Origin of the sequence: Bacillus sp. JJ783 (assembly GCF_036963225.1) — a bacterium.
GTDB classification, from domain to species: Bacteria; Bacillota; Bacilli; order Bacillales; family Bacillaceae_G; genus Bacillus_A; species Bacillus_A cereus_U.
In genome coordinates this window covers 66,922-86,949 of record NZ_JBALMG010000054.1, presented here as the reverse complement: position 1 = coordinate 86,949, position 20,028 = coordinate 66,922, and the positions used below count along the sequence as shown (strand labels likewise).

Genomic DNA, 20,028 nt, shown 5'->3' with positions numbered 1-20,028 from the left:
CGGGAGCAACGGGAGCAACAGGTGAAACGGGAGCAACGGGAGTAACAGGTACAAGTATAACTGCGACGTATGCATTTGCGAATAATACATCAGGAGCGGCAATATCAGTGCTTCTTGGTGGAACAAATGTCCCACTTCCAAATAATCAGAATATCGGTCCAGGAATTACAGTGTCGGGGGGGAACACAGTATTTACGGCCGCAAATGCGGGGAATTATTATATTTCATATACAATTAATATAACGGCTTCATTATTAGTTAGTTCGCGAATTACAATTAATGGAGCACCGCTTGCTGGGACTATCAACTCTCCTGCATTAGCGACGACTTCATTTAGTGCAACAATTATTACGACTCTTGCAGCGGGGAGTGCAATTAGTTTGCAGTTGTTTGGATTGTTAGCTGTTGCAACATTATCAACGACTACACCTGGTGCAGTTTTAACGATTATAAGATTAAGCTAAGTAACGTGAACTCTCTTATTCTTTTAAAATTAAGAGAGTTTATACATATAATAAGAAGTTAACGAAGTAAAGCATAGTTATATAAAAGTCAGAATATTATGATTGTAACGCTGTTATGACTATAATATAATGAAAACAACCATCATGAATGAACATTCATTTATTTTCACAAGTATTGGAAGGGGGAATGAGAGTGGAAAAACCTTGGCTGCAGAGTTATCCAGATGAAATTCCAGGGACGATTTCTTATGATATTCAGCCACTTCATAGATATTTAGAGAAAATGGCTGCTCGTTATCCAGAAAAGAAAGCGCTTCACTTTTTAGGGAAAGATGTTACATTTTCAGATTTCCATGACAAGGTAAAGAAATTTGCGAATTACCTTCAAAGGCTTGGTATTGAAAAAGGCGATAGAGTTGCGATTATGTTACCGAATTGTCCGCAATCTGTAATTGGTTATTATGGTACTTTGCTTGCGGGTGGTATTGTCGTACAAACGAATCCTCTTTATACAGAAAGAGAGCTTGAGTATCAACTTCATGACTCAGGGGCAAAAGTTATTCTTTGCCTTGATTTAGTGTTTCCGAGAGTTACTAACGTTCAAACTGCAACAAAGATTGAGCACATTATCGTAACCCGTATTGCAGATTTTTTACCATTTCCTAAAAATTTACTTTATCCATTTGTACAAAAAAAGCAGGCAAATCTTGTTGTGAATGTGTCGGAAAGCGAAACGATTCATCTTTGGAAATCAGTAGAAAGGGAAAGTAGTGCTAATGTTGAAGTTCCATGTGATCCTGAAAATGATCTAGCCCTTTTGCAGTATACAGGGGGAACGACAGGGTTTCCAAAAGGGGTTATGTTAACGCATAAAAACCTCGTTTCGAACACTTTAATGGGAGCGCATTGGTTATATAATTGTAAAGAAGGAGAAGAGGTAATTCTTGGTGTTCTTCCGTTTTTTCATGTGTACGGGATGACAGCTGTAATGAATTTGAGTATTATGCAAGGGTATAAAATGGTGCTTATTCCGAAGTTTGATATGAAAATGGTTTTTGAAGCAATTAAGAAACATAAAGTCACACTATTTCCAGGAGCACCAACCATTTATATTGCTCTATTAAATAGTCCTCTTTTAAAAGAATATGATATTTCTTCAATTCAGGCTTGTATTAGTGGTTCTGCACCGCTTCCTGTAGAAGTACAGGAGGAGTTTGAGAGAGTTACAGGTGGTAAATTAGTAGAAGGTTATGGATTAACGGAGTCATCACCAGTTACACATGGGAATTTTTTGTGGGAAAAGCGTGTGCCGGGAAGTATTGGGGTACCGTGGCCGGATACAGAGGCAATCATCATGTCACTTGAGACAGGAGAGTCATTACCTCCAGGTGAAATTGGTGAAATTGTTGTAAAGGGCCCACAAATTATGAAAGGGTATTGGAATAAGCCAGAAGAAACGGCAGCTGTACTGCAAGATGGCTGGCTTCATACAGGTGATGTAGGATACATGGATGAGGATGGCTTTTTCTATGTGAAAGATCGTAAGAAAGATATGATCGTTGCTAGTGGTTTTAACGTATATCCTCGTGAAGTAGAAGAGGTGTTATATGAACATGAAAAGGTGCAAGAAGTGGTAACAATCGGTGTTCCTGATCCGTATCGAGGGGAAACTGTAAAAGCGTTTGTTGTTTTGAAAGAAGGCGCTGAGTGTTCTGAAGAAGAATTAGATCAGTTTGCACGTAAATATTTAGCAGCTTACAAAGTTCCAAAGGTATATGAGTTTAGAAGTGAGTTGCCGAAGACGACAGTCGGAAAAATTTTACGCCGTGTCCTAATAGATGAAGAGAAGAGAAAGAATGAGGATGAGCAAACGGGCTAAGGCCCTTTCTTTTTGAAAAAATAGGATTGACACTTTTCTAAATAGTCAGTATTATAAGAATATGAATGACTATTCATTCAGTCATCTTCTTGAAGGGGACAGTAAAGTGAAGAAAAATAGACCGAAATACAATCAAATTATTGATGCAGCAGTCATTGTGATTGCAGAGAATGGATACCATCAAGCGCAAGTTTCTAAAATTGCAAAGCAAGCTGGGGTAGCTGATGGCACGATTTATTTATATTTTAAAAATAAAGAAGATATATTGATATCCTTATTCCAAGAGAAGATGGGAGAATTTGTTGAAACAATTCGTCAAAAAATAGCAGGAATTGAAAGCGCTGTAGCGAAGTTATTCATGTTGGTAGAAACGCACTTCTTGCTGTTGTCACAAAATGATCCTCTTGCTATCGTTACGCAATTAGAACTAAGGCAGTCCAATCAAGACTTGCGCCTTAAAATAAATGAAGTATTAAAAGGCTACTTACAAGTTATGGATGAGATTTTAGAGACAGGTATAAAGCAAGGTGAATTTCAGGCGGATTTAAATGTTCGCGTGGCAAGACAAATGATCTTTGGAACAGTAGATGAAGTTGTGACCAATTGGGTAATGAGCGATCATAAGTATGATCTGGTCGCACTTTCAAAAACGGTACACGGGCTACTTATTGCAGCTTGTGGCTATCGTAAATAATGGGAGGGATCATGTTGAAATTCCTATCTGTAAAAGTTGAAGATCATATCGCGGTGGCGACGTTAAATCATGCTCCAGCTAATGCGATGTCTTCACAAGTTATGCATGACGTTACTGAATTAATCGATCAAGTGGAAAAGGATGATAACATTCGTGTTGTTGTTTTACATGGTGAAGGGCGCTTCTTCTCAGCGGGGGCAGATATTAAAGAATTTACATCTGTTACTGAAGCGAAGCAAGCAACAGAGTTAGCACAGCTTGGACAAGTTACGTTTGAGCGTGTTGAAAAATGCTCAAAACCAGTTATTGCGGCAATTCATGGAGCGGCACTTGGCGGTGGCCTTGAGTTTGCTATGTCTTGCCACATGCGCTTTGTAACTGAAAGTACAAAGCTTGGTTTACCTGAATTAACACTTGGATTAATTCCTGGTTTTGCAGGTACACAGCGCTTACCACGTTATGTTGGTAAAGCGAAAGCTTGTGAAATGATGTTAACAAGTACACCAATTACTGGTGCAGAAGCATTGCAATGGGGACTTGTTAACGGAGTGTTTTCTGAAGAATCCATTTTAGAAGATACGCTTAAAATTGCAAAACAGATTGCTGGAAAAAGCCCAGCAACAACTCGTGCTGTGCTAGAGTTATTACAAACGACAAAATCGTCTCATTATTATGAAGGTGTACAGCGTGAATCACAGATTTTTGGTGAAGTATTTACGAGTGAAGATGGTAGAGAAGGCGTAGCAGCGTTTTTAGAAAAACGTAAGCCTTCATTTAGTGGTAGGTAGTCCAATTATTTTTTTAATAAAAATTAACAGAATTTTAAAATTGATAGAATCTTTCTGAAAAATAAGGGGGTAAATGGAATGAACATCTACGTACTCATGAAACGAACATTTGATACAGAAGAAAAAATCGTAATTAAAAACGGTGCAATTTACGATGGCGAAGCGGAATTCATCATCAACCCTTACGATGAATATGCGATTGAAGAAGCGATTCAAGTAAGAGATGCACAAGGTGGAGAAGTTACTGTTATAACAGTTGGTGGCGAGGATAGTGAAAAAGAACTTCGCACAGCATTAGCGATGGGCTGCGATAAAGCGGTACTAATTAACATTGAAGATGATGTTGAGAATGGTGACCAATTTACAACAGCAAAAGTGCTTACTGAATATTTAAAAGATAAAGAAATTGATTTAATTTTAGGCGGGAACGTTGCGATTGACGGTGCATCTGGACAAGTTGGTCCACGAGTAGCTGAAGCGTTAAATATCCCATACGTAACGACGATTACGAAGCTTGAAATTGATGGTACAAATGTGAAGATTGAGCGTGATGTTGAAGGGGATACAGAAGTAATTGAAACATCATTACCTCTTCTAGTAACAGCGCAACAAGGTTTAAATGAACCGCGTTATCCATCACTTCCAGGTATTATGAAAGCGAAGAAGAAGCCACTAGAAGAAGTAGAATTAGATGATTTAGATTTAGAAGAAGATGATGTGGAGGCAAAAACGAAAACAATTGAAATCTATTTGCCTCCTAAGAAAGATGCAGGAAAAGTGTTACAAGGCGAGCTGCAAGATCAAGTAAAAGAACTTGTATCATTGCTCCACACAGAAGCGAAAGTAATCTAATAAAATACGAAATTATATATGCAGGAGGGAAAATCTATGGCTCGTAAAGTATTAGTAATGGGTGAAGTTCGTGATGGATCGCTACGTAACGTTTCGTTTGAAGCGGTAGCAGCAGCAAAAACAATTGCAGAAGGCGGTGAAGTGGTAGGTCTTCTAGTTGGAGACAGCGTTGCCTCTTTTGCAAATGAATTGATTCATTACGGTGCAGATCGCGTTGTGACAGTTGAAAATGATAAATTAAAATCATATACATCTGATGGTTATGCACAAGCATTTTTAGCTGTATATGCTGAAGAAAAGCCAGAAGGTATTGTATTTGGACATACAGCACTAGGTAAAGATTTATCACCAAAATTAGCAGCAAAGCTTGAAGCTGGTTTAATTTCTGACGTAACTGCTTTAGAAATTGAAGGTGGCAATGTTATCTTTACTCGTCCAATCTATTCTGGTAAAGCATTTGAGAAGAAGATTGTAACAGATGGTATCTTATTTGCGACAGTGCGTCCAAATAACATTGCAACTCTTGAAAAAGACGAGTCTCGCACAGGTGACGTGTCTTCTATTACAGTAGATGTGAAAGATTTACGTACAATCATTCAAGATGTTGTCCGTAAAACTGCAGAAGGTGTAGATCTTTCTGAAGCGAAAGTCATTATAGCTGGCGGACGTGGTGTGAAGAGTGAAGAAGGATTTAAACCGTTAAAAGAATTGGCTGACGTACTAGGCGGCGCTGTTGGAGCATCTCGTGGTGCTTGTGATGCTGAGTACTGTGATTATTCATTACAAATTGGTCAAACAGGTAAAGTTGTTACACCAGACCTATACATTGCATGCGGAATTTCTGGTGCGATTCAACATTTAGCTGGTATGTCTAATTCAAAAATAATTGTTGCGATTAATAAAGATCCAGAAGCAAGTATCTTCAAAGTAGCTGACTACGGTATTGTCGGTGATCTATTTGAAGTATTACCTCTTTTAACAGAAGAGTTCAAAAAGTTAAAAGTACATTCATGATTTGAGTACCCTTGAGTTCCAAGTGAAGTACCCCTATATATAGAAAAAGGTGAGAGATCCCCTGTCTCTCATCTTTTTAGTATTTCATCCATATTTTTATATAGTATAAAGGAACATTTTTTTGTTACAATACATAACGATACATAATATTCGCCACGTATAAAAGTTAATGATATACTCTTGGTAGAATATACTTGAAGGAGGAAATAAAATGGCAATTATAAATGCAAATGACCAAAGCTTCGCAGCTGAAACTAGCGAAGGTGTTGTATTATTAGATTTCTGGGCGCCTTGGTGCGGACCTTGTAAAATGATCGCTCCTGTATTAGAGGAAATCGATTCAGAGTTAGGCGAGAAAGTAAAAGTAGTAAAAGTGGACGTTGATGAAAACCAAGAAACTGCTCGTCAATTCGAAGTAATGAGTATTCCAGCTCTTTTCGTATTAAAAGACGGTAAAGTAGTTGATCAAGCGTTAGGATATAAACCGAAAGAAGCGTTAGTAGAATTAGTTTCTAAACACTTCTAAAATAAAGAAGCTGCCATTTGGTAGCTTTTTTTATTTTCTTTTTTACAACCTTTCCGTTACAATAAAAGAACGTATGTTGGGTGTTTTGGCATAGTATGTTTTTATGTGAAAATAAAAATGATAAGCATGTAGAAATGGAGGGAGACGAGTGCACGAGCATTTAAAAGAGAAGTTAGCAATTTTGCCCGATCAACCTGGTTGTTATTTAATGAAGGATAAGCAGGGAACGGTTATATATGTCGGAAAAGCAAAGGTACTCAAAAATCGTGTGCGCTCGTACTTTACTGGTTCACATGATGGGAAAACACTCCGGCTTGTTGGAGAAATTGTTGATTTTGAATATATTGTGACTTCCTCAAATTTGGAGGCTCTTATTTTAGAGTTAAATTTAATAAAAAAATATGATCCAAAATATAATATTCAATTAAAAGATGATAAAACATATCCTTTCATTAAAATTACAGCTGAAAAACAGCCGCGCTTACTCATTACGCGAAATGTAAAAAAGGATAAAGGAAAGTACTTTGGGCCTTATCCAAATGCGCAATCTGCACATGAAACGAAGAAATTATTAGATCGTATGTATCCACTTCGTAAATGTTCAAATATGCCAGATAAAGTTTGCTTGTATTATCATATGGGTCAATGTTTAGCACCTTGTGTGAAAGAAGTAACGGATGAGCAAAATAAAGAAATTGTAGATGAAATTATTAAATTCTTAAATGGTGGGCATAAAGAAATTCGTTCAAAATTAGAAACAAAGATGTACGAGGCTTCCGAGAAACTAGAATTTGAACGAGCGAAAGAGTTGCGAGATCAAATTGCTCATATTGATGCAATTATGGAAAAGCAAAAGATGATTATGAGTGATTTAGTGGATCGGGATGTGTTTGGATATGCAGTTGATAAAGGGTGGATGTGTGTTCAAGTTTTCTTCGTTCGAAAAGGAAAGCTAATTGAGCGCGATGTTTCTATGTTCCCGATTTATGATGAACCAGAAGAGGGATTTTTAACTTTTATCGGTCAATTTTATGAAAACAGTAGCCATTTCAAGCCGAAGGAAATTGTTGTTCCAGGAAGTATCGATTCAGAATTAGTAGAGCACTTTTTAGAAGTTGAAGCGACACAGCCGAAGCGTGGGAAGAAAAAAGATCTTGTGGAATTAGCAAATAAAAATGCAAAAATTGCACTAGAAGAGAAATTTCACTTAATTGAACGTGATGAAGAGCGAACGATTAAAGCTGTTGATCATTTAGGAAAGCAGCTCGGTATTGAAACACCTTATCGTATTGAAGCGTTTGATAATTCAAATATTCAAGGGGCAAATCCTGTTTCAGCAATGATTGCTTTTATCGATGGGAAACCAGCGAAGAAAGAATATCGGAAATATAAAATTAAAACGGTCCAAGGGCCAGATGATTACGAGTCTATGAGGGAAGTTGTGAGACGCCGTTATACGAGAGCATTGAAGGAAAATTTACCTTTGCCAGATTTAATAATTATCGATGGGGGAAAAGGACATCTCACGGCTACAAGTGATGTTCTTGAAAACGAGCTTGGATTATATATTCCAATGGCAGGACTTGTAAAAGATGAAAAACATAAAACATCACATTTAATTATTGGGGATCCGCCTGAGCCTGTTATGCTTGCGAGGAATAGCCAAGAATTTTATTTATTGCAGCGCATTCAAGATGAAGTACATCGATTTGCAATTACATTCCATCGTCAATTACACGGGAAATCTGTTATTCAATCGGCGTTAGATGAAATTCCGGGAATCGGTGATAAACGAAAAAAAGTATTGCTAAAACATTTTGGTTCATTAAAAAAGATGAAAGAAGCTTCCGTATCGGAATTTGTCGAAGCGGGTATGCCGAAAAATGTAGCGGAGACAATTTATACTTATTTAACAGATAAGAAGACGTTGTAGTTTACAATGTCTTCTGTTTTTTGGTATAATTTCTGAAGATTTAAAATAAACACACCTAAATGAATATACAAAAAAGTCAACTAAACTTATATGTCTAGTTGACTGTAAGTAGATGCTACACTTCAATGAGATCTTTTATATCCCATTTAACAAGAAATGTAATAGAGTCTGAACGTTTTTTCTGTTCCTCATAGGACTCTGCAACGACGTTTCTTTGTCTTTGAATTTGCTCGGCGATAAATCCAGCTTCTAATTGATAAGATGAATGTCTTTTTTGTTTTTGACGCTCAGTAATAAGTGTACCTTTAAGTTGAAATTGCATTTCACGACGTTTATGTTCAATGATGCTTAAAGTGCCCCAACCAGCTTTTTCAAAAAACTGAATGACTTCTTCAATTGTTTCTAGCGGATATTTTCTCGCAAGGTTTCTACCGGCCCAGTATAAAATACCATCTAAATCGTTACCAATTAAATCAGGTAGTAATTCTTCACGTAGCAATTCATAAGCGAAGGCGTTCAATGAAACATCTTCTAAAGATGTTATATCGATTGTATTTTTGCTCACAATATTCCCCTCTTTCTATAGGGATTATTATATAACATTTTTCATTTATAAAAACAGATTTTTCTTTGGGGAAATCTGAATATATAAGAAAAAAAAAGAATTGGCAAATTATATGCAAATTATGTATACGTTTTCTTGACGCTTCGACAAAAATAGGGGTAAAATGAACTTGGAATCAAATTATGCTGAAATATTTCGAATAATTTTTTCAGTTTTTCTTATGCCAATAGTGAAAAAACATTATTGTTGTAAATTAATCTGAAAACAGCAGTCAAACATTCAAGGGGGTAATGGGGACATGAAAGGCCGCGAGTATACGTTTCGTAAGTGGCACTCATTAATGGGGGTCATCCCGGTTGGTGTCTTTTTGACGCAACATTTAATTGTAAACAACTTTGCAACAAGAGGAGCAGAGGCTTTTAACAAAGCTGCAGGCTTTATGGAGCTCCTTCCATTCCGGTATGCGCTAGAAATTTTCATCATCTTTTTACCTATACTGTACCATGCTATATATGGCTTATATATTGCATTTACAGCTAAGAACAATGCGGTATCTTACGGCTATTTCCGTAACTGGATGTTCGTCTTCCAACGAATTTCAGGTATCGTTACGCTGATCTTCATTTCTTGGCACGTCTGGGAAACTCGTATTCAAGCATTGTTAGGTAAAGAGGTAAACTATGATATGATGGCAGATATTTTAAACAACCCATTTATGTTTGGTTTCTATTTAGTTGGTGTTGTTTCAACAATTTTCCACTTTGCAAATGGACTATGGACATTCTGCATAAGCTGGGGAATTACAGTATCTCCACGTTCACAAAGAATCTCTACTTATGTAACATTAGCTATTTTCTTAGGTCTATCTTATGTAGGTGTGAGTGCATTATTAGCGTTCATCGATCCACAGCTAGCAAACCAGTAAGGAGTGGGAGAGCATGAAAGGGAAACTTATAGTAGTCGGCGGTGGCTTGGCCGGCTTAATGGCAACGATTAAAGCGGCAGAAGCAGGAGTAAATGTTGAACTATTTTCTTTAGTACCAGTAAAACGTTCACATTCTGTATGTGCCCAAGGTGGAATTAACGGTGCCGTAAATACAAAAGGTGAAGGGGATTCTCCATGGATCCACTTTGACGATACAATTTATGGTGGGGACTTCTTAGCGAACCAACCACCAGTTAAAGCGATGTGTGATGCAGCACCTGGTATTATTCATTTAATGGACCGCATGGGTGTTATGTTCAACCGTACGGAAGAAGGACTTCTTGATTTCCGTCGTTTCGGTGGAACACAACATCATCGTACAGCATTTGCTGGCGCAACAACTGGTCAACAATTACTATATGCATTAGATGAGCAAGTACGTCGTCATGAAGTAGCAGGACTTGTAACGAAATATGAAGGTTGGGATTTCTTACGAGCTGTTGTGGATGATGAAGGTGTGTGCCGAGGAATCGTCGCGCAAGACTTACAAACTATGGAGATAAAAAGTTTCCAAGCTGATGCCGTGATTATGGCAACAGGGGGCCCTGGTATCATCTTTGGAAAATCAACAAACTCTATTATTAATACAGGTACAGCAGCGTCTGCTGTATATCAACAAGGTGCATATTATGCGAACGGTGAGTTCATTCAAATCCATCCAACGGCAATTCCTGGAGACGATAAGTTACGTCTTATGAGTGAATCTGCACGTGGTGAAGGTGGACGTGTTTGGACGTATAAAGATGGTAAGCCATGGTACTTCTTAGAAGAAAAATATCCAGCTTACGGAAACCTTGTACCTCGTGATATTGCAACGCGTGAAATCTTTGATGTTTGCGTAGAGCAAAAACTAGGTATTAACGGTGAAAACATGGTGTACTTAGATCTTTCTCATAAAGATCCGAAAGAACTAGATATTAAACTTGGTGGAATTATTGAAATCTATGAGAAATTTACAGGTGATGATCCTCGTAAACTACCAATGAAAATCTTCCCAGCGGTTCATTATTCAATGGGCGGATTATGGGTTGATTATAAGCAAATGACAAGTATTCCAGGTTTATTTGCAGCAGGTGAGTGTGATTATTCTATGCACGGTGGTAACCGCCTTGGTGCGAACTCACTATTATCAGCAATTTACGGTGGTATGGTAGCAGGACCGAACGCGATTGAGTATATGAAAGGTCTTTCTAAATCATCTGATGCTGTTTCATCTACTGTATATGAGCAAAATGAATTAATTGAAACAGAGAAATTTAACAATATTTTAACGCTTGATGGTAACGAAAATGCATATGTTCTTCATAAAGAGCTTGGAGAATGGATGACAGATAACGTTACAGTAGTTCGTGAAAATAAAAAGTTACTAGAAACTGATGCGAAAATTGAAGAGTTAATGGCGCGTTACAAACGCATTAACATTAACGATACAGCGAGATGGAGTAACCAAGGTGCTTCATTTACACGCCAACTTGCAAATATGTTCGAGTTAGCACGTGTTATTACAATTGGCGCATATAACCGTAATGAAAGCCGCGGAGCACATTACAAACCAGAATTCCCAAATCGTGATGATGCAAACTTCTTAAAAACTACGATGGCGAAATTTGAGGGAGAAGGAAAAGCACCAGCATTCCATTACGAAGAAGTGGATGTTTCATTAATTAAACCACGTAAACGTGACTATTCCTCAAAACATGATGTAGCTGCTAAGGGTGAAGAGAAGGGGGATAAGCAACATGTCTGAGAAAACAATCCGCCTCATCATTACGAGACAAGATGGACCAGATGCACAAGAGTTTGACCAAGAGTTTGAAATTCCATATCGTCCAAATATGAATATTATTTCGGCACTGATGGAAATTCGTCGTAATCCTGTTGATTCAAAAGGAAACCAGACGACTCCGATTGCATGGGATATGAACTGTTTAGAAGAAGTATGTGGTGCTTGTTCGATGGTGATTAACGGAAAACCACGTCAATCATGTACAGCTCTTATTGACCAGTTAGAACAACCCATCCGCTTAAAGCCGATGAAGACATTCCCGATTGTACGTGACTTACAAGTTGACCGTAGCCGTATGTTTAATGCGTTAAAACGTGTTAAAGCTTGGATTCCAATCGACGGTACGTACGATCTAGGACCAGGTCCAAGAATGCCAGAGAAAAAGCGTCAATGGGCATATGAACTTTCAAAATGTATGACATGTGGTGTTTGCTTAGAGTCATGTCCGAACGTAAACAGTAAATCTGATTTTATTGGACCAGCACCGCTTTCACAAGCGCGTTTATTCAACTCGCATCCAACTGGTGAAATGCATAAAGCAGATCGCTTGCGTGCAATTATGGGTGATGGAGGACTTGCAAACTGTGGTAACTCTCAAAACTGTGTGCAATCATGTCCGAAAGGTATTCCATTAACAACTTCAATTGCAGCATTAAACCGTGATACAACAATTCAATCGTTCAAAGATTTCTTTGGTAGCGACAATAACTATTAATAAATATTGCCTCTTCGTGTTGAAGAGGCAATATTTATAAGTTTATTTTTCTGTTTATTCTGTTTATTTTGAGGGCGAAAAGGAGAGGGAACGATGAAGAGAATTTCTTATATTGAAGACTTTGAGCAATGGGAAAGTGGTTTTTCATTTTATAATCCTGTCAAAGTTCGTTTTGGTGAAGTAGATATGTTTGGACATGTAAATAATGTCGTTGCTTTTACATATTTTGAAGAAGCTCGTATCGCATTGTTTAAAGAACTTGGATTTATGCAAGAGTGGACACATGAATCTTCAGAAACGATGATCGTTGTTGCAGATTTACAATGCAATTTTATTAAACAAATTTATTTTGATGAGCAGTTGAAAATATATGTAAAGGCAGGAGCGGTTGGGAACTCCTCTTTAGATTTACACTATATGGTCAAAAATGCAGAGGGGGAAGTTTGTTTAGTTGGACGCGGTATGATGGTCCAAGCATCGAAAAGAACTGGAAGAGGCGAACCGTGGCCTGAGGAATGGAAGAAATTATTACAATAATAGAATAAAAGAAAAATAAGAGAGCGATTCGCTCTCTTATTTTTTGTCCTTCGTTGCCTCTTCTAATGTTAGGTGGTGCTTATATATGTATGTGGCATATGGATTGCCAACGTAGCGTAAGTGCCACGGTTCGTATGAATACTCTGTTGTCTCTGTTTTATCCTCTAAATAACGAATGACAAATCCGAACTCATGGGCATGTTCTGCAACCCATTGTCCTTCTGCTGTCTCTCCGAATCTTGGTTCTAATTGGAATTTAGCAGATTTTGAGCTAATATCCATTGCTAGACCAGTTTGATGCTCGCTTGTTCCAGGAATTGCACTTACCGAATCAGCCGCAGCTTTTCCTTGGCGTTTAATATATGTATTATGTAATGACTGTTGGCGTTTGTAAGAACGGTAACCTGAAACTGCTGTAAGTTCTAAACCTTCTTCTTTCGCTGCTTGGAACATTTTTTCAAGAGCGTCTGCAGCATCTTTGCGAAGTAATGTTTTCTCTTTATCTTTTGGACTAGTAAATGGTACGTTCGGTTTCGTTAAATTTTCTGGAATGTACCCATCTGGTAATTTACGATGTTTATTGACTAATACAAGAGCAGAATCTGGATTTGTTACAACGGAAAAATTATCATCTAGTTTCTTTGCATTATGATCAGCTTTTGGAAAAGCAGGAATCTCTTCTTTTGGATGGTTACTATGTTTTTGACTTTCGACAGCTTTCGCCTCATTTTGCAGTGGTGATTTAGAACCAAAGTAAGCGAAAGATGTGATACCGATTACAATAGTAGTGGCAGAAATAAGTATTATCTTTTTCATGATACCTTGTAATCACTGTCCTTTCTTAATAGAATATGTATCGTTTTTATTATAAGTCTAGTTTATTGAAAAAGAAATATAAGAGTCATAACGTAATAGAAATGCAAAGAAAATGTCAGAAAATGTGTGAAATTGTAGTATTTTTTTTATATAATTCATTTCCTATCTTTCATGTGATTCATTTTTTATGTAATATATACATATAAGGAGATGTAACGATTATGGAGAATAAAGGACTTCTTGTATAGACTAGGAGTGAATGGGAATGGATTTTGCAACAATTATTGGAGTCATTTTAGGAGTGTTGGCAGTAGTAGTAGGAATGGTCGTCAAGGGCGCTGACGTAATGGCCTTAGTTAATCCTGCAGCAGCATTAATTATTTTTGTTGGTACATTTGCTGCAGTATGTATTGCCTTTCCAATGAATCAACTAAAAAGGATTCCAAAATTATTTAAAGTTCTTTTTGGTTCAAATAAAAAAGATTTAAGTTATGAACAGTTACTAGAATTATTTGTTCATTGGACATCTGAGAGTAGAAAATACGGTATTTTGTCTTTAGAACAACAATTAGATAAAATTCAAGATGAATTTCTCTTGCGTGGTATGAAGTTTGTGATTGATGGTGTATCTGCAGAAGACTTAGAACAAATTTTAGAAGCCGAATTAGAAGCAATTGAAGAAAGACATGCAAAAGGAGCTACTATTTTTTCGCAAGCTGGTACATATGCACCTACATTAGGGGTTTTAGGTGCTGTTATTGGTCTTGTAGCTGCACTTGGAAATTTAACTGATATTGAAAAGCTAGGACATGCTATTTCAGGTGCGTTTATTGCAACGATTTTCGGTATTTTTTCAGGTTACGTATTATGGCATCCATTTGCAAATAAATTAAAGCAAAAGTCTGCTGCTGAATTAGAGAAGAAACGTTTAATTATTGATTGTTTATTAATGTTACAAGAAGGTACATATCCATTTATTATGAAAAACCGCATTTTAGGTGCGCTTTCTGCAACTGAGCGTAAAAAGCTAGAAAAAGGAGCAGAAAAAAATGCGGAGTAGGAAGAATAGAAGAAGTAAAAGGAAAAAGCATGACGAGCATATCGATGAAACTTGGTTAATCCCGTATTCTGATATGCTAACGTTGTTGTTTGCGCTGTTTATTGTTTTATTTGCAATGAGTAGTATAGATGCTGCGAAATTTAAACAGATGGCAGTAGCTTTTCGAAGTGAACTAGCAGGTGGAACAGGAAATAAAGAGTTTTTAAGTGATCAAAAACCAAAAGAAGAAAAAGAGCTATCGGCAAGTGGTTTGGAATCTGAGAAAATCAAAAAAGATGCTGAAGCTGAAGTGAAACAGCAAGAAATGAATGAATTAAAAGCAGTACAACAAAGTATTGACAAGTATATTGAGGAAAAGCAATTATCTTCTTCTTTTAAAACGGATTTAACTGAAAAAGGATTAATGGTAACGATATTAGAAAATGTATTATTTGACTCAGGGAAAGCAGATGTGAAGTTGGAATCATTAGGGATTGCAAAAGAGATGTCTAACCTGCTTGTGTCGGCATCACCTCGTGAAATTACAGTGTCGGGTCATACAGATACAGTTCCTATCGCAAATGCTCAGTTTGCATCAAACTGGGAGTTAAGTACACAGCGTGCAGTTAATTTTATGCAGGTGTTACTCCAAAATAAAGAATTGCAACCAGAAAAATTTAGTGCAGTTGGTTACGGAGAATACCGTTCAATTGCACCAAATGATACGCCAGAAGGAAAAGCGAAAAATAGACGTGTTGAAGTGTTTATCTTGCCTTTAACAAGAAATATGCAGTAAAAGAGGATGGCAAATGCCATCCTCTTTTACTTTGTATCAAATGATTTTAAGTTGTCACGACGGATTTTATCTTTTTCTGCATCTGATTTTTTGAAATTATAGTCATATAAAGCGCCTTCCCAGTCACCGTACATTGGATTAGGGAAAATGATGAATTTTTCACCAAATTGTGCTTTTGATTCTGCTACTGTTTCATTGCGATTTTTTACAGATTTCCCATCAAAATCAGTGAAATCAGATAGGTTGTCACCGAAGAATAGGACGATGTCATGTGTTTGAGAAACAAGTTCACGACGCTTTTCTTTTCCTTTTTCTTTCGGGTCCTGTAGTAATATATGTTCTTTCGTCGCTTGAGGAGCCCCTACGCGCTCAAGGTTTTTAATTGTTGCATCTAGTTGATTCGTTTTACGATTTGAGATGTAGTAAATATCTACACCTTTAGACTCTGTGTATTTTAAGAAATCAATAGCGCCTGGGAGAGCCTCAGCTTCAGCCTTATTAATCCAATCGTCCCATTTATAAGGATAGCCTTTTCCTGTTTTTACGCTCATAGCTTGATGAGGACTGTTATCTAAAACAGTTTCATCTAAATCAAGTACGATAGCAGGTTTTTTGCCTGTCCCCTTTGCAAGAGCTGCATCAAGCTTCAATTGACCAATATTGTATCCTTGGTAGTATAGTGCTTTCGTTTCGCCAGCTGTTTGATACCATAAATCAGCCATTAATTGCTGGTCTGTTAATTGTACTTTCTCTTCTTTTGCCACTGTTTTCTCAGCTGTTCCTGAACATGCTACAAGCAATGTGGAAAGAACGGCTACAGATAATAAAGTGGTAATACCCCTCTTCATCTTCATATGTATCCTCCTTGATGTTAGTAAATCATTTAATATTATATATTAAAATATAATGCTTTTTATAATTTTTTTTATGAACATTTGCATATTGTCTTTTGTATATATAGTAGTGTGCCCTATATTAGAAAGATGAGCAAAAAATAACGAGTTATTTGACGTGTATAATTGTCAAAATGACAATTATAATTGACAATTCTCGTTTTGTTATTTACAATTTTAACTAAATGAAACAAATGATGGATTAGAGACAGTGGTACATATAAGAGAATGAAATATAATACTATATTTTATTTCAAACAATAATAGTCTTTAAGAGAGAGAACGAATGATATTAAAGGGGAGGCTTTATACTTTGAGTTTACAAATTCAAAACTTAACAAAAATATTTGGAGAATCAAAAGCAGTTAATGGTTTGCAAATCTCGTTACCAAAAGGTGAAGTGTTAGGGTTACTTGGCCGAAATGGTGCAGGAAAAACAACGACAATTAAAATGTTACTAGGTTTATTAACGCCAAATGAAGGTTCTATTACGTGGGATGGAAAGTCATTTGGTGATAGCGGGGTAACAATTGGATATTTACCAGAAGAAAGAGGACTATATACAAAAAGTAGAGTAATAGATCAGTTGCGATATTTTGGTAGATTAGAAGGAATGACGAAAAAAGAAGTGGATCTTGCAATTGATCACTGGTTAGAGCGATTAGCAATCCCAGAATATAAATTTAAAACGGCTGGAGAACTTTCAAAAGGGAATCAGCAAAAAATTCAATTGATAGCTGCTCTTCTTCACAATCCAGAACTCCTTATTTTGGATGAACCATTTAGCGGACTTGATCCAGTTAATGCGGGAATGTTAGCTAGCATTATTGAAGAACAAGTGCAGAGTGGAAAGACAATTATTTTATCAAGTCATCGTATGGAGCAAGTAGAGGCTTTTTGCCAGCATGTATGTATTTTGAAAAAGGGTGAAGCAGTCGTAAAAGGACAGTTAAGTGATATTAAGAAGGAATACGGTTTTCGTAATTTAACGATTGAAGATATAGCAGAGAATGAAAAGGGATTAGAAGCTATACATGTCCCGTATGAAAAACAACAAGGCCTTCTTTATGTAAAAGTACAAGACGATGCAGAAGCTCTAAAGATTTTGCAACAATTGCAAGAACAAGGTATTAGCTTACGACAATTTAAAATGCTAGAGCCAACGTTGAACGAAATCTTTGTAGAGAGGGCGAAATAAAGATGCGTAAATTTTATCATGTATTTTCATTTTATTTTAGGGAAGCGTTTTTATCTAAAAAATCATTAATTACGAGTGCGATTTTATTTTTGGTTGTGTTTGGGATTTTTGCATTTAATCATTTTACTTCAGGCGATGATAAAAATAAGGATAAAGATAAAATTGCAGTTGTAGTAGAGAGTTCCACATACAAAGTACAAAAAGAAGAGCTAAATAAGCTATTGCCATCAGCAAAAATAACGGTTGGTTCAAAGGGTGATTTTGATAAACTGCATAAACAAGTAGAAGATGGCGAAATGGATGGTTTATTTCATGTAACCGAAAAGAATGGAGTTCCAGAGGTTACGTATATGTTTAATAAGTTACCTAGTGAAACAACTTCTACAATTATAGCTAGTTATTTAAAAGCGCAATATACAGCAGTAACAATTGCTAAACATAATGTTTCACCGGAAATTGCACAGCAATTGCAAACCGAAATTTCTGTGAAACAAGAAGCGATAAAAGATCGTTCTGCTTCCGCAGGAATTGCATATTTCTTTACATTTGCTTTGTATATGTTTATTATCATGTTCGGAAGTACAATTGCGATGAATATAGCTTCTGAAAAAGCTTCTCGCGTTATGGAAGTTATGATTCCGAAAGTAAAACCACTGACGATGATGTATGCAAAAATCTTAGCGGTTGTTTCAACGGCGTTATTACAACTTGCCGTATTGGCATGTGGTTACTTGGTTCCTTGGTTACTAGGATGGGTAGATTTAGAAAATGGTTCATTATTTGGAGCACCAATTGATTTTACAAAGATAGATGCACAAGTTATCGGTATGTTCCTTATTTATTTTGTTACAGGATATTTCCTTTATGCGATGATGTATGCGGCTGCTGGTGCGGTTGTCTCTAGGACTGAGGATTTACAAGGTGTTATTTTGCCAGTGTCTATTTTAATAATGGCAGCATTCTTTATAAGTATTAAATCGCTAGGTGATCCAAATAGTACTGTTGTTGTTGTAAGTTCTTACGTTCCGTTCTTCACCCCGATGATTACATTCTCACGCTTTGTGGCTGGTGAAGCTGGTATGTTAGAAATTACGATAACAATGGCGGTTCTTTTAGCGACAATTGGTATATTAAGTGCTGTTACAAGCCGTATCTATGTAAACGGTGTAATGAACTACTCCGACAAAGTGAAATTTAAAGATTTAGCGAAATTTATAAAGCGTCACTAATAGGAGAAAAGCATGATTTTCTAATGGAATCATGCTTTTTCTTTATGTATAAATTAAAAATAGTATATAATAACAAGAGTCGTCTTTTAATAGAATGAATAAAAAGGAGGGTGTGCAGATGGGAATTAGTAGTCGTTTTACAGTAGGTGTTCATATGTTAACGTTACTTGCAATAGATCGAAACTCTCGCTGTACCTCTGAATGGATTGCTGGTAGTGTGAATACAAATCCAGTTGTGATTCGTCGCATTACAGGAATGTTGAAGAGAGCAGGACTTGTTGATGTACAAGCTGGTAAAGGTGGTACGACACTTGCTCGTGATTTAGATGAAATTACATTACTTGATGTATATAAAGCTGTGGAAGTTGTAGAAGAAGGACATCTATTTTCTTTCCATGAAAATCCCAACATTGAATGTCCAGTAGGAGCTAATATTCAATCGGTATTAGAGATTGTTTTAATACAATCGCAAGAAGCGATGGAAAACGTACTTGCAAATGTAACGGTTCAGCAGTTAGTTACAAATTTAAAGTCGAAAATTAAAGAATAAAAAAGCGAGCTTCCTCATGATGAGGGCTCGCCTTTTTTTATTCGGAAATATTGAAAATTCTATTTTTCAGTATTTAAAATACACTTTCCTACAACAGCTGCTACGATACCACCAAGAATTGGGGCAACGATGAACACCCATAGTTGAGAAATTGCTTCTCCGCCAGCGAATAGAGCTGGTGCGATACTACGAGCTGGGTTAACAGATGTTCCAGTTAACGGAATACCTAATAAGTGAATTAATACTAATGTGAAACCAATTACTAATCCAGCTAAAGAAGAACTTCCTTTTTTACCTGTTACAGCAACGATAACTAAAACAAATACGAAAGTTAAAATGAATTCAACTAAAAATGCTCCTGATAAACCAAGAGTTCCAAAACTATTTTGTCCTAAATTATCTAAAGGTAATTTAGCAGATCGTAAAATTGTTACTAATGTTGCAGTTCCTAATAAACCACCTAAAATTTGAGCTAATAAATAATAGCTAAGTTCCATAGCGTTCATTCTTTTGTTAATGAACATAGCGATTGATACCGCTGGGTTAATATGACATCCAGAAATTGTTCCAATGCTATATGCCATAGCCACGATAGATAATCCGAAAGCCATAGCGATACCTAATGTTCCAATTCCTTCAATTCCGCCGCCAATGACAGCTACTCCAGTTCCGAATAATACAAGTACAAATGTACCAATAAATTCAGCAATTGCTTTTTTTAACATAATTTACCTCCTAATAATGCACATGAAACGTATTATAACATAGG

Annotated in this window: 21 protein-coding genes; 17 read left to right on the top strand and 4 right to left on the bottom strand. The window is 36.6% G+C overall.

Annotation, left to right across the window (positions count from 1 at the left end; all coding sequences use genetic code 11):
* The 8 genes from V7038_RS12030 to uvrC form a co-directional block, all read left to right on the top strand.
* Positions 1–464 (top strand): BclA C-terminal domain-containing protein (locus V7038_RS12030; protein ID WP_438825109.1); only part of this gene is annotated, 464 nt, incomplete at its 5' end.
* 193 nt (positions 465–657) lie between these two features.
* A complete protein-coding gene (locus tag V7038_RS12025) occupies positions 658–2,343 on the top strand; it encodes a long-chain-fatty-acid--CoA ligase (RefSeq protein ID WP_002112110.1) in 1,686 nt (561 codons plus the stop codon).
* Between the two features lie 106 nt (positions 2,344–2,449).
* Positions 2,450–3,037 carry a TetR/AcrR family transcriptional regulator gene (locus V7038_RS12020; RefSeq protein WP_087945806.1) on the top strand — a complete coding sequence of 196 codons (588 nt, stop codon included), beginning with the start codon at positions 2,450–2,452 and terminating at the stop codon, positions 3,035–3,037.
* An 11-nt stretch (positions 3,038–3,048) separates the two neighbouring features.
* Entirely contained in the window at positions 3,049–3,825 is a 777-nt protein-coding gene (locus V7038_RS12015; RefSeq protein ID WP_002088868.1) for an enoyl-CoA hydratase, read from the top strand.
* Positions 3,826–3,903: 78 nt separating this feature from the next.
* On the top strand, positions 3,904–4,677 hold the full coding sequence (gene etfB, locus V7038_RS12010; protein WP_002112108.1) for an electron transfer flavoprotein subunit beta: 774 nt from the start codon (positions 3,904–3,906) through the stop codon (positions 4,675–4,677).
* 36 nt (positions 4,678–4,713) lie between these two features.
* Positions 4,714–5,691: an electron transfer flavoprotein subunit alpha gene (gene etfA, locus V7038_RS12005; protein ID WP_002112106.1), complete on the top strand. Its 978-nt coding sequence runs from the start codon at positions 4,714–4,716 to the stop codon at positions 5,689–5,691.
* A 211-nt stretch (positions 5,692–5,902) separates the two neighbouring features.
* A complete protein-coding gene (trxA, locus tag V7038_RS12000; RefSeq protein WP_000974757.1) occupies positions 5,903–6,217 on the top strand; it encodes a thioredoxin in 315 nt (104 codons plus the stop codon).
* Positions 6,218–6,365: 148 nt separating this feature from the next.
* Complete coding sequence (gene uvrC / locus V7038_RS11995; RefSeq protein WP_002112105.1) at positions 6,366–8,150, top strand: excinuclease ABC subunit C; 1,785 nt, start codon at positions 6,366–6,368, stop codon at positions 8,148–8,150.
* Positions 8,151–8,265: 115 nt separating this feature from the next.
* Here uvrC and V7038_RS11990 read toward each other — a convergent pair whose 3' ends face one another.
* Positions 8,266–8,715, bottom strand: a complete 450-nt coding sequence (locus V7038_RS11990) for a YslB family protein (RefSeq protein WP_002015405.1) — start codon at positions 8,713–8,715, stop codon at positions 8,266–8,268.
* 298 nt (positions 8,716–9,013) lie between these two features.
* Between V7038_RS11990 and sdhC the strand changes: the two genes are divergently transcribed.
* From sdhC to V7038_RS11970, 4 genes are all read left to right on the top strand, one after another.
* On the top strand, positions 9,014–9,640 hold the full coding sequence (sdhC, locus tag V7038_RS11985; RefSeq protein WP_002015407.1) for a succinate dehydrogenase cytochrome B558: 627 nt from the start codon (positions 9,014–9,016) through the stop codon (positions 9,638–9,640).
* 13 nt (positions 9,641–9,653) lie between these two features.
* Positions 9,654–11,447 carry a succinate dehydrogenase flavoprotein subunit gene (sdhA, locus tag V7038_RS11980; protein WP_002112104.1) on the top strand — a complete coding sequence of 598 codons (1,794 nt, stop codon included), beginning with the start codon at positions 9,654–9,656 and terminating at the stop codon, positions 11,445–11,447.
* Positions 11,440–12,201, top strand: a complete 762-nt coding sequence (gene sdhB / locus V7038_RS11975; protein ID WP_002088861.1) for a succinate dehydrogenase iron-sulfur subunit — start codon at positions 11,440–11,442, stop codon at positions 12,199–12,201. The genes sdhA and sdhB overlap by 8 nt, the downstream gene beginning before the upstream one ends.
* A gap of 93 nt (positions 12,202–12,294) precedes the next feature.
* A complete protein-coding gene (locus V7038_RS11970) occupies positions 12,295–12,738 on the top strand; it encodes an acyl-CoA thioesterase (RefSeq protein WP_002160315.1) in 444 nt (147 codons plus the stop codon).
* Between the two features lie 36 nt (positions 12,739–12,774).
* Here the strand turns inward: V7038_RS11970 and V7038_RS11965 are convergent, their stop codons facing one another.
* Positions 12,775–13,554 carry a M15 family metallopeptidase gene (locus V7038_RS11965; RefSeq protein ID WP_335470330.1) on the bottom strand — a complete coding sequence of 260 codons (780 nt, stop codon included), beginning with the start codon at positions 13,552–13,554 and terminating at the stop codon, positions 12,775–12,777.
* Between the two features lie 265 nt (positions 13,555–13,819).
* Between V7038_RS11965 and motA the strand changes: the two genes are divergently transcribed.
* Together motA and motB are read left to right on the top strand one after the other, a co-directional pair.
* A complete protein-coding gene (gene motA, locus V7038_RS11960; protein ID WP_002112100.1) occupies positions 13,820–14,614 on the top strand; it encodes a flagellar motor stator protein MotA in 795 nt (264 codons plus the stop codon).
* A complete protein-coding gene (gene motB, locus V7038_RS11955) occupies positions 14,604–15,389 on the top strand; it encodes a flagellar motor protein MotB (protein WP_002112099.1) in 786 nt (261 codons plus the stop codon). The genes motA and motB overlap by 11 nt, the downstream gene beginning before the upstream one ends.
* 26 nt (positions 15,390–15,415) lie before the next feature.
* Here motB and V7038_RS11950 read toward each other — a convergent pair whose 3' ends face one another.
* Complete coding sequence (locus V7038_RS11950) at positions 15,416–16,243, bottom strand: 5'-nucleotidase, lipoprotein e(P4) family (RefSeq protein WP_002112098.1); 828 nt, start codon at positions 16,241–16,243, stop codon at positions 15,416–15,418.
* A gap of 352 nt (positions 16,244–16,595) precedes the next feature.
* On the opposite strand from V7038_RS11950, the gene V7038_RS11945 reads away from it, so the two are divergent.
* The 3 genes from V7038_RS11945 to V7038_RS11935 all read left to right on the top strand — a co-directional run bounded on the left by V7038_RS11945 (position 16,596) and on the right by V7038_RS11935 (position 19,259).
* On the top strand, positions 16,596–17,480 hold the full coding sequence (locus tag V7038_RS11945; RefSeq protein WP_070139986.1) for an ABC transporter ATP-binding protein: 885 nt from the start codon (positions 16,596–16,598) through the stop codon (positions 17,478–17,480).
* Positions 17,481–17,482: 2 nt separating this feature from the next.
* Entirely contained in the window at positions 17,483–18,709 is a 1,227-nt protein-coding gene (locus tag V7038_RS11940; RefSeq protein WP_002112096.1) for an ABC transporter permease, read from the top strand.
* Positions 18,710–18,827: 118 nt separating this feature from the next.
* The gene (locus V7038_RS11935) at positions 18,828–19,259 is read left to right on the top strand and encodes an Rrf2 family transcriptional regulator (protein WP_002112095.1); all 432 of its coding nucleotides are present in this window, start codon (positions 18,828–18,830) and stop codon (positions 19,257–19,259) included.
* 59 nt (positions 19,260–19,318) lie between these two features.
* Here the strand turns inward: V7038_RS11935 and V7038_RS11930 are convergent, their stop codons facing one another.
* Positions 19,319–19,984: an MIP/aquaporin family protein gene (locus tag V7038_RS11930; RefSeq protein ID WP_002112094.1), complete on the bottom strand. Its 666-nt coding sequence runs from the start codon at positions 19,982–19,984 to the stop codon at positions 19,319–19,321.
* Positions 19,985–20,028 lie beyond the last annotated feature (44 nt).

Coding starts and splice junctions, on each gene's coding strand:
- motA (WP_002112100.1), top strand. CDS start 13,820: ATGGATTTTGCAACAATTATTGGAGTCATTTTAGGAGTGTTGGCAGTA.
- motB (WP_002112099.1), top strand. CDS start 14,604: ATGCGGAGTAGGAAGAATAGAAGAAGTAAAAGGAAAAAGCATGACGAG.
- sdhB (WP_002088861.1), top strand. CDS start 11,440: ATGTCTGAGAAAACAATCCGCCTCATCATTACGAGACAAGATGGACCA.
- sdhA (WP_002112104.1), top strand. CDS start 9,654: ATGAAAGGGAAACTTATAGTAGTCGGCGGTGGCTTGGCCGGCTTAATG.
- etfA (WP_002112106.1), top strand. CDS start 4,714: ATGGCTCGTAAAGTATTAGTAATGGGTGAAGTTCGTGATGGATCGCTA.
- V7038_RS11970 (WP_002160315.1), top strand. CDS start 12,295: ATGAAGAGAATTTCTTATATTGAAGACTTTGAGCAATGGGAAAGTGGT.
- etfB (WP_002112108.1), top strand. CDS start 3,904: ATGAACATCTACGTACTCATGAAACGAACATTTGATACAGAAGAAAAA.
- V7038_RS11935 (WP_002112095.1), top strand. CDS start 18,828: ATGGGAATTAGTAGTCGTTTTACAGTAGGTGTTCATATGTTAACGTTA.
- V7038_RS11965 (WP_335470330.1), bottom strand. CDS start 13,554: ATGAAAAAGATAATACTTATTTCTGCCACTACTATTGTAATCGGTATC.
- V7038_RS11950 (WP_002112098.1), bottom strand. CDS start 16,243: ATGAAGATGAAGAGGGGTATTACCACTTTATTATCTGTAGCCGTTCTT.
- V7038_RS12015 (WP_002088868.1), top strand. CDS start 3,049: ATGTTGAAATTCCTATCTGTAAAAGTTGAAGATCATATCGCGGTGGCG.
- sdhC (WP_002015407.1), top strand. CDS start 9,014: ATGAAAGGCCGCGAGTATACGTTTCGTAAGTGGCACTCATTAATGGGG.
- V7038_RS11930 (WP_002112094.1), bottom strand. CDS start 19,984: ATGTTAAAAAAAGCAATTGCTGAATTTATTGGTACATTTGTACTTGTA.
- V7038_RS11940 (WP_002112096.1), top strand. CDS start 17,483: ATGCGTAAATTTTATCATGTATTTTCATTTTATTTTAGGGAAGCGTTT.
- trxA (WP_000974757.1), top strand. CDS start 5,903: ATGGCAATTATAAATGCAAATGACCAAAGCTTCGCAGCTGAAACTAGC.